At 33.4% G+C, this 12,518-nt stretch carries 13 protein-coding genes; all 13 read right to left on the bottom strand.

The annotated features are described in order from the left end of the window. Positions 1-36 precede the first annotated feature (36 nt). Positions 37-1,113, bottom strand: a complete 1,077-nt coding sequence (gene prfA / locus JCM14822_RS16540) for a peptide chain release factor 1 (RefSeq protein WP_054743508.1) — start codon at positions 1,111-1,113, stop codon at positions 37-39. 39 nt (positions 1,114-1,152) lie between these two features. Then, a complete protein-coding gene (gene prmC, locus JCM14822_RS16535; RefSeq protein ID WP_054743506.1) occupies positions 1,153-2,037 on the bottom strand; it encodes a peptide chain release factor N(5)-glutamine methyltransferase in 885 nt (294 codons plus the stop codon). Then, positions 2,021-2,944, bottom strand: coding sequence for a DUF1385 domain-containing protein (locus JCM14822_RS16530; RefSeq protein WP_054743504.1), 924 nt, complete (start codon positions 2,942-2,944; stop codon positions 2,021-2,023). The genes prmC and JCM14822_RS16530 overlap by 17 nt, the downstream gene beginning before the upstream one ends. A 175-nt stretch (positions 2,945-3,119) precedes the next feature. Further along, a complete protein-coding gene (gene rpmE / locus JCM14822_RS16525; protein ID WP_054743502.1) occupies positions 3,120-3,320 on the bottom strand; it encodes a 50S ribosomal protein L31 in 201 nt (66 codons plus the stop codon). Positions 3,321-3,432: 112 nt separating this feature from the next. Next, the gene (gene rho, locus JCM14822_RS16520) at positions 3,433-4,872 is read right to left on the bottom strand and encodes a transcription termination factor Rho (RefSeq protein WP_054743500.1); all 1,440 of its coding nucleotides are present in this window, start codon (positions 4,870-4,872) and stop codon (positions 3,433-3,435) included. Positions 4,873-5,294: 422 nt separating this feature from the next. Next, complete coding sequence (locus JCM14822_RS20620; protein ID WP_157047840.1) at positions 5,295-5,468, bottom strand: hypothetical protein; 174 nt, start codon at positions 5,466-5,468, stop codon at positions 5,295-5,297. Between the two features lie 209 nt (positions 5,469-5,677). After that, complete coding sequence (locus JCM14822_RS16515) at positions 5,678-6,433, bottom strand: S16 family serine protease (RefSeq protein WP_054743498.1); 756 nt, start codon at positions 6,431-6,433, stop codon at positions 5,678-5,680. Next, positions 6,369-8,015, bottom strand: coding sequence for an ATP-binding protein (locus JCM14822_RS16510; protein ID WP_054743496.1), 1,647 nt, complete (start codon positions 8,013-8,015; stop codon positions 6,369-6,371). The genes JCM14822_RS16515 and JCM14822_RS16510 overlap by 65 nt, the downstream gene beginning before the upstream one ends. 118 nt (positions 8,016-8,133) lie before the next feature. Further along, positions 8,134-10,332 carry a copper amine oxidase N-terminal domain-containing protein gene (locus JCM14822_RS16505; protein ID WP_054743495.1) on the bottom strand — a complete coding sequence of 733 codons (2,199 nt, stop codon included), beginning with the start codon at positions 10,330-10,332 and terminating at the stop codon, positions 8,134-8,136. Positions 10,333-10,593: 261 nt separating this feature from the next. After that, positions 10,594-11,037, bottom strand: coding sequence for a ribosomal protein S18-alanine N-acetyltransferase (rimI, locus tag JCM14822_RS16500; protein WP_054743493.1), 444 nt, complete (start codon positions 11,035-11,037; stop codon positions 10,594-10,596). Beyond that, positions 11,024-11,251, bottom strand: a complete 228-nt coding sequence (locus tag JCM14822_RS16495; protein ID WP_054743491.1) for a hypothetical protein — start codon at positions 11,249-11,251, stop codon at positions 11,024-11,026. Before JCM14822_RS16495 ends, rimI begins: the two co-directional genes overlap by 14 nt. Before the next feature lie 14 nt (positions 11,252-11,265). Beyond that, positions 11,266-11,748, bottom strand: coding sequence for a tRNA (adenosine(37)-N6)-threonylcarbamoyltransferase complex dimerization subunit type 1 TsaB (gene tsaB / locus JCM14822_RS16490; protein WP_054743489.1), 483 nt, complete (start codon positions 11,746-11,748; stop codon positions 11,266-11,268). Between the two features lie 8 nt (positions 11,749-11,756). After that, positions 11,757-12,176, bottom strand: coding sequence for a tRNA (adenosine(37)-N6)-threonylcarbamoyltransferase complex ATPase subunit type 1 TsaE (gene tsaE, locus JCM14822_RS16485; protein WP_054743510.1), 420 nt, complete (start codon positions 12,174-12,176; stop codon positions 11,757-11,759). Between the last annotated feature and the right edge of the window lie 342 nt (positions 12,177-12,518).

The raw sequence follows: 12,518 nt of genomic DNA, 5'->3' as shown, positions 1-12,518 counted from the left end.
AAGCTGCGACACCTAAGTGCCACAGCCCACTTAACCTTATTGGTTATTAGAAATTTCTTTAAGTTTTTCAGTTTGATCTACAGTTGTTAATGTAGAAATGATTTCTTCTAAATCACCATCTAGAATTTGTTCTAAACGATGAAGTGTTAATCCTACGCGGTGATCTGTTACACGGCCTTGAGGATAGTTATAAGTTCTAATACGTTCACTACGGTCCCCAGAACCAATTAAGCTTTTCTTTTCAGCTGCATGTTCAGCATGCGCTTTTGCTTGTTCCATATCGTAAAGTCTTGTACGTAAGATTCGAAGTGCTTTTTCTTTATTTTTAAGCTGAGATTTTTCATCTTGACAGTATACCATGATACCAGTTGGTATGTGGAGTGCACGTACAGCAGAGTCAGTTGTATTGACACATTGTCCCCCGTTACCTGACGCACGACATACGTCAATACGCACATCATTCATATCTAACTGTACGTCTAATTCTTCAGCTTCTGGCATTACAGCTACTGTTACAGTTGATGTATGAATACGTCCACTTGATTCTGTTGCTGGAATACGTTGTACACGGTGTACACCACTCTCATATTTAAGTTTAGAATAAGCACCTTGACCTTTTACCATAAAGATAACTTCTTTAAATCCACCGATACCATTTTCGTTAACTGACATAAGTTCAGTTTTCCATTTGTTACTTTCTGCATAGTATCCGTACATACGATAAAGATTCGCTGCAAATAACGCTGCTTCATCTCCACCGGCACCCCCACGAATTTCAATGATAACGTTTTTATCATCGTTAGGGTCTTTTGGTAAAAGTAATAATTTAAGTTCATTTTCTAAAGGTTCAACACGCTTTTTATTTTCAGCAAGTTCTTCTTTAACAAGTTCTCTAAAGTCATCATCTAAGTTGTCTTCTAACATGATTAATGCTTCATCGATTGATTCAAGTACTTGTTTGTATTCAAGGTATTTTTCAACGATTTCTTTTAAATCACTATGTTCTTTCATTAGTTTTTGCCATCTATCTTGATCTGCAATAACTTCTGGATTACTAATTTGTTCACCAATGATCTCGTATTTGTCTACTAAATCTTGTATTTGCTCAAACATTTGGTTCACCTCTCTATTTGTTACACATTACATTTTATTCTAAACTGGATTGCGCCCAATGACAACTCTATCTTTACCTGCTAAATCTTGATAGACTTCTACCTCAATATAGCCAGCTTCTTCTAACATAATTTTTACCGCTTTGCCTTGATCATATCCGATTTCATATGCAATTATCCCGCCTGGTTTTAAAATCTCTTTGGCGTCATTCGTAATACGTTTATAAAAGCTTAAGCCGTCTCCTTCGTCAGTTAAAGCCATGCGTGGTTCATGTCCAATAACTTCTATCATAAGATCTTTGCAGTCTTGCAGAGAAATATATGGTGGATTAGAAACCACAAGGTCTACCTTTTCTTCTTTATTATACGCTTCAAGTACATCACTCTGTAAGAATTTTACATGTTCTTCAAGTCCATGCTCTTTCACGTTTTTCTTGGTTACATCTAATGCCCCTTCTGAAAGGTCAATAGCTGTCATATTAAGTCCTTCAATATATGTTACCAGGGAAATACTGATACAACCTGAACCTGCACCAATATCTACACCTGTTTTAAATTGTTCTATTCTAGCTTTTTCAATTAAAAGCTCAATTAATGTTTCTGTATCTTGTCTTGGAATAAGCACACGATCGTCCACATAGAAATTAAGACCCATAAATTCTTGATTTCTAGTTATATATTGTACTGGAATGCCTTGTGCACGCTTTGCAATAACATAGGTATATGATTCTTTTAAATGAGCTGCTAACTTTTGATCACGTTCAAGTAAAAGTCTCATTTCATCAAATCCTAATAAGTTTTTCATTAGAAGCTTTGCATCAATTGCTGCATTTGGACGTTTATAACTATTTAAAACAGCCTCTCCCCACTTCATCACTTCATAGATAGTTTCTTTATCTTCTATTTTATTACTGCATAGACTCATGCTTAAGTACTCCTTTAACTGCTGCAATAGCTACTTCAATTTGTAAATCATCTGGTTCTTTTGTTGTAAATTCTTTTTGTAACCACATCCCTGGTTTACTTAAGAAGTTAGCTATCTTATTCTTTGGACATATTCTTGCCCAACGAATAAATTCATAAGAAATACCTGATACAACAGGTACTAATAATATACGTACTAATGTTCTTTGCCACAACACTTGGGTTGTAAACACACTAAACACTAAAATACTTACGAGCATTACAACGAATAAGAAACTTGTTCCACAACTCTTATGTAAGCGTGTGCATCCTCTTACATTTTCTACTGTAAGCTCCATATCTTGTTCCATACAATTAATCGTTTTATGTTCAGCACCATGATATTCAAAGGTGCGTTCAATATCTTTCATTTTTGTAATAAGTTTCATATAAGCAAGGAAAATAGTAATACGAATTGCTCCCTCAATGAGATTTTGTACAAAAGAACTTGGAATTACTTTCTTAAATAAGGTACTTAAAAACATTGGTAAAATCATAAAAATGCCAATTGCTAGTACAAATGACAAGCACATTGTCAGTCCCATTATTATTTTTTCACCTGTTTCACCTAATTTTTCATCAAGCCAAACTTCAAATTTACTTGGCTTATAATCTGAATCTTCTTCGCCATACAAGTCTGCTGAAAAGCTCAGTGTTTTGACACCCAATATCAATGATTCTACAAACACTGCAATACCTCTTAAAATAGGCCATCTAAAAAGCTTTACACGTTCTATAATACTAACGGACTCTTTGCTATCTGTCACAATTGTCCCGTCTGATTTACGAACAGCTACAGCATAATACTTTCTGCCCTTCATCATTACGCCTTCAATAACAGCTTGACCACCAATATTCACTTTTGCCATTTGATTGCCTCCTCTTCTGCAGGAAATAAACTTTTTATATTCCTGTGAGTAATAAAGTTAAAACGCACTTTCCTACTCTACAAAAAAAGGTTGAGACCATCCTCTCAACCCATTTTCATGATTTGCCTCAAGGCAATTATCATATATTAATGTAACTAAAGTATGAAGCTTGTAATTACATACCAAATTTTTTGTTGAATTTATCAATTCTACCTTTAGCAGATGCTGCTCTTTGTTTGCCTGTATAAAATGGATGACATTTTGAACAAACTTCTACATTGATAGATTCTTTTGTTGAACGAGTTTCAATAACTGTTCCACATCCGTTACATACAACTGTTACTGCTTCGTATTTTGGTTGGATTTCTTTATTCATTACCTTCACCTCTTTCATGACACTTTTCTATGTTAATTTTAACTCTAGCAATTTTGTGACAACGTCAGTATTATAACATGTCTTAATTGCTATTGCAAGTACATAGCTGAAATTAATTATTCGCACCTATGTTTTTTCTTGTTTTTTCCACAAACTCTTTGTTTGTAGGATAAACAAGCATAGTATTAATAAGGTTTTCCATGACCTCAGATGTGTTATTACGACTTAAGTCTTTTCTAATACTATATGCAGCACTAGCTTCGCTTGGTGACAATAATAAATCATCACGTCTAGTGCCCGATTTATAAATATCAATAGCCGGATAAATTCTCTTTTCAGATAAAGAACGGTCAAGCACAAGCTCCATATTTCCTGTCCCTTTAAATTCTTCAAAGATTACATCATCCATCTTACTTCCTGTATCCACTAAGGCTGTCCCTAAAATAGTTAAACTGCCACCATTTTCAATCTTTCGCGCCGCACCAAAAAATTTCTTAGGCATGTGAAGCGCAGCTGGATCAAGTCCACCTGATAAAGTTCTTCCACTTGGTGGAATTGTTAAATTATACGCTCTTGCCATACGCGTAATACTATCTAGTAATATTACAAGGTCTTTCCCTTGTTCAACCATACGTTTTGCACGTTCTAAAACCATTTCCACCACTTGTTTATGATGTTCTGGTGGTTCATCAAATGTAGATGCAATAACTTCTACATCTTTTCCATTAATCGAACGGCGAATATCTGTTACTTCTTCTGGTCTTTCATCAATAAGAAGTACAATTAATGATACGTCTGGATGATTTATTGTAATGGCATTTGCAATTTGTTTTAAGAGAATTGTTTTACCTGCTTTTGGTGGTGCTACAATTAAACCTCTTTGACCTTTCCCTATAGGGGCAATAAGATCAATGATACGTGTTGAAAGAACATCTTTTTCATATTCTAAATGAATTTTTTCTGTTGGAAATACAGGTGTTAATGTTTCAAAGTTTGGACGATATTTTGCTTTTTCTGGACGATCTCCATTTACTTTATGCACATAAAGCAAGGCACCCGCCTTCTCTCCCTCTTTAGGGCGACGCATATCTCCTTCTATCCAGTCACCTGTTTTTAGATTAAAACGGCGGATTTGTGAAATAGAAAGATAAATATCATTTTCACCTCGCATGAAATTTTGAGAACGTAAAAATCCATAGCCATCTGCCATAATTTCTAGAATCCCAGCCCCTGTCATACGATCACTTCTTAAATCACTTTCACCTTGATCAATGCTTCCTGTTTCAAACTCCTCATTTAAGTTTTCGTCTTTTAAAGAAGCTGTTTTTGCCTCCACTTCATCGAAAACAGTTTCTCTTACATCTTGTAAATTTACTTTTACATTTTGTGAGAGCTCTTTTAATTCTAATGCTGTTTTTTCTACCAAGTCGGAGTTATTATCTTGTAGACTAGCTATTAACTCACTTTTACGCATTTTATTTATATTTTTCATGCCTAACGCTTTAGCTTTTTGCTTTAGTTCTGCTAAAGTCAACCCGCCTAAATCATTCATTCGTTAATAACTCCTTTAAAATAACTTAATTTTTTTAATTGTGTGCAAAATAATATACTCTTACTTTACAAACAAAAATAACAAGGCGTGCCTTGTTATTATGATTACAAAGTAAAACACGCGCTTTTTGTCACGTGCCCTATCTTTTCATAGTGTAACACACTTTTACTTTACATTTCAAGCCATGTTTATAAAATCACTGTATTATTGACAAATTTTAAGATACTTGTTTTCTATTTCTGGTGCACTAATTGGTATATCCTACAAAAATTCTTGTCCCATCTCACATCCCAATTGACTCATAATATCCATTTGCTCTTCATTTTCAATGCCTCTTCAATAGTTTTTAAATTAAGTGTTTTAGGCTATGGCAATAATAGCTTCTACAATAGATCTATCTTGTCTATTATCTACAACCTCTTTTATAAGTTAATCTTATTAATTTGTTTTTTTAATTTCATTGTACAGGTAATATTTCTTGAAACACATATATAATGCATAGCCTCATTAATCCAAATACTTCGTACAGTATTAGCAAAATAAATACGTTCTTTATTTTTATTAAAATGATTACTTATAAAATATACATTCTTCATCTATCTTCCCCCATTTTTCTGCCCATGGTAGAAACTCTAACCCCAATAATATACTAATTAATAAAAATAGCTTTAATTTTCAAAACTAAAATTGTATCATATATACTGAAATTATGCATTAAAACTATACATTATTATTTTATTTATTAAGTACTGTAACTAAAAAAACAAAGAAGATGTTTGCTTTCTTGCAAACATCTTCTTTGTTTTTAGCTATTAAAATTCTCTAGTTTATGCATAACCTTTTCTTTAACTTTATTAGCTTCCACACCTGTTATAATTTCAATGCCTTCCCAAATATTTTTAATAGTATATATATGAAATTGACCGTTTTTAACTGCTTCGATAACCTCTTCACCTAGCATTAAATCCTGTTTATTTTGATGCGGAATCATAACACCTTCATTTCCTTTTAATCCTTTCATATGACATACTCTAAAGAAACCTTCTATCTTTTCATTAACACCACCAATAGGCTGAATCTCTCCGAATTGATTAACTGAACCTGTTGTTGCTATATTCTGCTTAATAGGCACTTCACTTAAACTAGATAAAATACCATAAAGCTCTGCACTAGATGCACTATCTCCATCAATTTGTCCATAGCTTTGCTCAAAACAAATGTTACAGCTTAAAGATAAAGGAATCTTTTGTGCAAATTCATATCCTAAAAAACCTGTAATAATATGAATGCCTTTCGTGTGAATTGCTCCACTTAAATCGGCTGCCTTTTCAATATCTACTATGCCTTGCTTGCCCTTATAGGTGGTACTTGTAATTTTAACTGGTCTACCAAAAGCATAATCATCTATGGTATATACAGCCAAACCATTTACTTGGCCGATTTTTTCTCCGTTTGTTTGAATAAGCATCGTTTCTTCTACAATATGATCATCTATTTCACGCTCTAATTTTTGATAAAAAACTTTTTCTACGACAGATGGCCTTTTGAATTGCTTCTTCATCAATTAACTTGGAGTTGTAAATACTTGCTTCTCTTATAACATCCATATAATCATCCATATTAGCAGGTAATTTCTTTGTACTGCCTACTTTTCTTACACCGTATTCCACAACTTTTAATAAACCGCCTACTGTTACATCCGGTAATTCTTCCACTTTACATCTCTTAGCAATACAGCTTGCAATAGCTTCTATATGATCCTTTGTATTATTAATTTCATTTTCATATATCACTTTAATTTTAAATAAGTTTTTAAAATCTTCATCATTTGTAGAGAGTACTTCATAAACACTTCTACTTCCCATTAAAATGACCTTAATATTAGATTTTACAGGCTGTGGTTTCATGCTATTAGCTAGGGCTATCCCCATATCTTCTGAATCACGCATATGAATATAACCCGTTTTTAAAAGCTGTTTAATAGCTAGCCAACTCGTAGGATTCTCTAATATTTTTTGCATATGCAATATCAAATAGCCACCATTTGCTTTATGAAAAAGCCCCGGTCTAATATGCATAAAATCTGTATGCATATTATTAATCTCTGAATCTAAAAGTATTTTACCATTCAAGCAAATTTCACCTAGCATACTATCTTCAATGATTGGTGCACCACTGCCCTCTTTGTGAGCTACCAGTAAATTAACATTATATTTATTCACCATTTTTTGAAGTTGATTACTATTTGCCCATGGAAAAATATCTTTCAGTTTATTCTCTTCCTCATTATGTTCTTCAAAAAGTTCTAAATGTACCAATATATCTTCTGCAATATCATTAAAGTACTTACGTAAGAACTTATACCCATTATATTTTTCTTTTAAAACTTTAATCATACCGCCTACATAATCTAATACAACTTCCTCTTCTATATCTCTTAGATACACTGCATACTTTTTTTCTTCTTCCTCTATACGTTCTGTAATATGATCTGCGTATTCGTAAAGTATCTCTAATTTTTCTTCAACCTGCTTCTTTTGAATCTTTGTAAGTGCATTATATTCTTCTTTAGAATAGATCTCTCCTTCTTCATTAAGAGGTGCAAACCCTATTGTTCCCCCTGTATTTTTCACAACAATATCCATACTTTCTGCTTTTTCACTTAAATCTGTAATGAGTTGTTCTTTGACTTTATCTAGTTCATCAAGTATGTCTTGCTTCTTTTGACTTACCTCTTTACTCTGAAGTAATAATGGTAGTTCTATTAAGATTGACTGCATGAACTCAGTCATATCTGCTTCAAGCACTTTGCCATCTCCAGCTTCTAACTCAATACACTGAGGTATCTCTGGATTTTTAAAATTATATATATAACAAATATCTTGTGGCGTTTGTTTAGTTTGGGCTTTTTGCTGTATTAGGTGCTTTATTGCTAGGTCTCGTTCCTTATTACTTTCGCCTACAATATAAACATTATAGCCTTCTGCCTCAATTAACATGCCTAGTTCAAGTGCTCTATTGGCACTTTCTTGCCCAATAATCCCTTCACTTCCACCTTGCTCTAATATTGTGGAAAAGGAAAAATCAGAAGGTTGATATGAAGTTTTAAGCTCATTCCAATTTAGCTCTTTTAGTGTGTTCATATAATTCCCCCCTTAATACTACTATATTCCTGAGGGCCTATATCATTTCGTTAAAAATGACATTTTCTTATATTTTTTGCAAAAAATGCGACTAAATTATTTAGCCACATTTTATATATTAATTATTCCAATAATCTTTTGGTATAAATCCAATCAGTACAGGTGCCGCTGAACCATTTGGAAGCATATATTCAAATGTTCTTGTTTGTCCTGCCTTAATGATTCCTAAAACTGCTGCCTTAGAAGTATCCGCTGTAAATGCCCCTGTTTCTGGAATATTATAAACCTTACCTGTATCCAACCATTTAATCGCCCCTCTGAAATTAGTTGCTCTAGGATTTAAAATCACGCCTGTATCAACTGCTGAACTAACAGTTACACGATATGTCACACCAAAATTTCCACGATTTTGAACAATCTCACCTGTAATGGCATCATGCCCATTCACCCATTCTTCTGTACCTGTTCCTAGTAATAATTTTGTTGGCTGATCACCAAGTAATGTTAATTTATATGTAAGCTCTGTCGTATCAAAAGTCCCTCTTGGGTGAACGTCTTGTTGTAAAAGTTCCATACTCACCATATCTTGAAGGGTCACACCATGTTTCACAGATGCCGTTGTAAACTTCACAGATCCTGTTGTTTCAATGTCCATTAAGCCCGAAATACATTGACCATATGTCCATTTACCTGCTTTAGAATCATAAACAAATTTACGTTCACCAGGCTGTAATGTATAAACTTCTTTTTCACTACCTACTAAATAATCATAAAGTACTTTCTGACCAATGCGTAAGATATCTGTAGCTGGTCCTTTAACTGATTTATTTGTAATAATAACTTTCACAGGTTTATCTGTTGTATTTTCTGCAACAACTACAAGTCTTCTATTATCACCAGAAACATTACTTACTTTATAACCATTTAAGTGATGAATTAACATGCGCCCTTTACCATTAATGATATCACGATATAAAAGTCCATCTCTTGAAACAACTTCTGGTGAGTCACTCATAATCATTGTCCCTAATATTTTACCTGTTTCGCTGACATAAGCATCTGCATAATCACGATAATTTACTTTTTGGAAGTTATCAATAACCTCTCCAATGCTACCTTCTGTAAAGCGATACATCAACTCGCTTTTTAATACATCACTGCTTATGTGGATTTTTGTCTCCATCTTTTCACTACGGTTACCTGCTTCATCATCAAGCTGTAATGTAATAATATATTCACCTTCTGTAAATAATGCTTTTGGTTTACCTAATATTGCCTTATTCTCTGGTTCTTCTGCATGACGGTATGTCCATTTTTCATTTATAATTTTTTCCCAGCTCTCATTATCATATGAATAAGTTAATTTTATATTTTCGCCTTGAGAATATGTTGCTTTATAAGGTTCTAAAAATGTAACAATCGGTGCTTTATTAGGCTCTACTGTCAACTCTCTTTCATACCACTGGCTCCACAAACCTCTTTTATCTTTTACTTGAAGTGCCACTGTATATGTTCCAGCTTTAGGAGCTTTAAGCTTAGAATTAATATCGCTACCACTCCAGTTCATATCACCCGATATCTTCCATTTACGTTCTACTATTTTATCATGTTCTAGATCTGTACTACCATCAATAACTTTCACACTTTGGCCTTCTGTGAAGTTAGCTTGTCCAAAATGAAAATATGCACTTGGAGCTGTATTTGGCCTGTTATCTACACCTGTTAATATAATTTGCTTAGCCGCCTTATTATAATCGGATGTAATGCCAAAACTTTCACATATAAAACGTACTGGTAACATTGTTGTACCATTTTTCGTAAATGGTGCTGCTTCTAAATTCACATAACTACCATTTACCATAGCTATCTTACTTCCAATTGTCACAACAAGTTCTTGATCACCTTTTCTCACTGTAACTCTTTGAATCTGCTCATCCCATTCAACTTCTCCACCTACAATTTCATCTGCTACAAAGCGAAGTGGTAAAAATGTATGATTATTTACAACCATTGGTGGATTTAAAAGCTGTTCTTTACTGCCATTTACATATGCCACTTTAGAATTTAAAGTTAATACAACTTCTGTAGCCGTTCCACTTGTTATTGTTTCTATACTTTCTTGTTGTAAGTCTTCTATAGATTTTACATCATATACATCTAAGCCTTCATATTCAGCTTTTTCTTCTCCTACTTCTTCTTTATCATTACTTCCTTCTTGTTCCATCATGTTTACTGCATTCGTTTCTTCAGCAAATGTATAAGAACTTCCAAAAGCAAGTGTACCAAGTAGTAATATACTAGTTAATTTCTTCTTCATAACCTACTCCTTTTTTAAGTTTCAATCCTTTTTTCTATCATTCGTCAACTGAACTATTATATCACAATGAAACCATAAGACACTTTTTATTCATATTCTGTAATATAAACGTAATATATCGTAAATTTTCTTCTTCCTCTAATCCGCCCTATACTTCCTCATATTTTTACAAAATAAAAGAGCACAAATAGATTCATTTAAAACACAAATTCTACCCATACTCTCATTTACAAATATTCATTTTACACTTATAATACTTGCTTATTTACTCACTTCATAGGCCATAATAATTGCATCTTCTGTTGGCTTTTGATAATAATTTTTTCTCACAGCAATTTGGTGGAAACCATTTTTGATGTAAAGCTTTTTGGCAACTTCATTACTATATCTTACTTCTAATGTAATTCTTTCAAAGCCCTGCTCTTTACTATAATCAAGTAGGCTTTCCATAATAAGCTGGCCATAGCCTTTTCCTCGATAATCTATAGCTACTGCAATATTAATTACTTCACCTTCTCCTAATACACCCCACAGTCCACCATATCCTGCTACTGCACCATCTTCTTCTACAACTACATAATATGCCAGCTTGTTCTCGATTTCTTTTTTTAAAGAATCCAATGACCAAGGCACACTAAAGCTACGGCACTCTAAGTCATAAACCGCTTCAATGTCTGCCTTAGTCATAGTTCTAACAATTGCCATTTGCTTGTTCCTTTGCTAAGCGCTCTTCACGTTCTCTTTCTGCTTGAGATTTACGAAGGTAAATAGGTACAAAACTTGCCGCATCACAGCTTTCACCTCTAGCATAAGCTTTACATGCTACTTCTGCTAAAGTGCTTGCACGTTGAAGATTTAAAAATCCTGGTGCAAATAAAGCCTGCTCACCTAATTTATTTACGATTTTTTCTCTATACACATCTACACCATCACCTAAAAAAGAATCTCTTCTTCTCTAGTTGCTAACATTTCTAAATGTTCATCCATATCACAAGCTAAGTGATCTGTTAAACGATTTAATTCATCATCCTCCCATTTATATATCGCTGTATAAACTTGATTTCTACGTGCATCCATAATAGGACAAATTGTAGCTGTTGTATGTGTTATATTATGCGCTAAGGCATCTAAAGTTGAAATACCTACTACTGATACATTTAAAGCCATAGCTAAAGCTTTAGCTGTAGTTACACCAATACGAAGTCCTGTAAAAGACCCTGGCCCGCTTGTTACAGCTACTGCATCTAAGTTATCTAAATCTATTCCTATTAAATCACGCATATGTTCAAGCATTGGCATGATTGTTTCAGAATGTGTTAACTTATGACAAATATAATATTCTCCTACTAATTTACCATCTCTAATATATGCTACACTTCCAGCTACGCCAGAAGCATCAATTGCTAATATGTTCATTCTTCCACCTACTTTATAGTTATTTTACGATAGTCAAATCCTTTTTCTAAGTCTTTCTCAATATAAATCCATTTTGCCTCGTGTGGAATGACATTCTCCACATTGTTTGCCCACTCTACAAGGCATACACCTTTACCATAGAAATATTCTTCATAACCAATCATTTCAAGTTCATCTGGATCTTCAATACGATACATATCAAAGTGATATAATGGTTTTTCTGCATCATATTCTTGTACAATTGTAAAAGTTGGACTTGTAATAGACTCTGTAATGCCTAAACCTTCTGCAAAGCCTTTAGAAAATACAGTTTTCCCTACACCTAAATCACCTATTAAACAATATATCTCCCCAGGTAAACTGTTTTGTGCGATTTTATATCCGATCTCAAAGGTTTCCCTTTCATTTGTTGTCTCATAAACACTCATCATTTATTATCCTCTCTCATATTTCATTACTTTCCCATTCTAATACGGGCTTTATAAACTTGCAACTCTTTCCTTATAAATATTGACATTGTTCCACATTTTATACACGATTTATAAATCCCTTACTGCTCAAAATTTTACTATCTTTTGGTTATGATCCTATCAAATGTACTTGTGGACATATCATGGAATTAGTTGATATTTTTTATCCGCCTCATTTGTCGTATAATTCTTCTTGAGATATATTTTCTTGAATACATAAAAGGAGGATTTTACTTTGGATATTTTAGAAGGTTTTACTGAAGATGATGATCTTATTGAATTTGTTTGCACTAAATGTGA

The organism is Cellulosilyticum ruminicola JCM 14822, from assembly GCF_001311925.1.
GTDB lineage: Bacteria > Bacillota > Clostridia > Lachnospirales > Cellulosilyticaceae > Cellulosilyticum > Cellulosilyticum ruminicola.
The sequence above is the reverse complement of the archived record's forward strand: the minus strand, read 5'-3'. Positions and strand labels throughout refer to the sequence as shown.

What these genes read in the sequence shown, in the direction of transcription:
- rho (WP_054743500.1), bottom strand. Translation starts at nt 4,872, where the DNA reads ATGAATGATTTAGGCGGGTTGACTTTAGCAGAACTAAAGCAAAAAGCT.
- prfA (WP_054743508.1), bottom strand. Translation starts at nt 1,113, where the DNA reads ATGTTTGAGCAAATACAAGATTTAGTAGACAAATACGAGATCATTGGT.
- rimI (WP_054743493.1), bottom strand. Translation starts at nt 11,037, where the DNA reads ATGGCAATTGTTAGAACTATGACTAAGGCAGACATTGAAGCGGTTTAT.
- JCM14822_RS16530 (WP_054743504.1), bottom strand. Translation starts at nt 2,944, where the DNA reads ATGGCAAAAGTGAATATTGGTGGTCAAGCTGTTATTGAAGGCGTAATG.
- rpmE (WP_054743502.1), bottom strand. Translation starts at nt 3,320, where the DNA reads ATGAATAAAGAAATCCAACCAAAATACGAAGCAGTAACAGTTGTATGT.
- JCM14822_RS20620 (WP_157047840.1), bottom strand. Translation starts at nt 5,468, where the DNA reads ATGAAGAATGTATATTTTATAAGTAATCATTTTAATAAAAATAAAGAA.
- JCM14822_RS16510 (WP_054743496.1), bottom strand. Translation starts at nt 8,015, where the DNA reads ATGAACACACTAAAAGAGCTAAATTGGAATGAGCTTAAAACTTCATAT.
- JCM14822_RS16505 (WP_054743495.1), bottom strand. Translation starts at nt 10,332, where the DNA reads ATGAAGAAGAAATTAACTAGTATATTACTACTTGGTACACTTGCTTTT.
- prmC (WP_054743506.1), bottom strand. Translation starts at nt 2,037, where the DNA reads ATGAGTCTATGCAGTAATAAAATAGAAGATAAAGAAACTATCTATGAA.
- JCM14822_RS16515 (WP_054743498.1), bottom strand. Translation starts at nt 6,433, where the DNA reads ATGAAGAAGCAATTCAAAAGGCCATCTGTCGTAGAAAAAGTTTTTTAT.
- tsaB (WP_054743489.1), bottom strand. Translation starts at nt 11,748, where the DNA reads ATGAACATATTAGCAATTGATGCTTCTGGCGTAGCTGGAAGTGTAGCA.
- tsaE (WP_054743510.1), bottom strand. Translation starts at nt 12,176, where the DNA reads ATGAGTGTTTATGAGACAACAAATGAAAGGGAAACCTTTGAGATCGGA.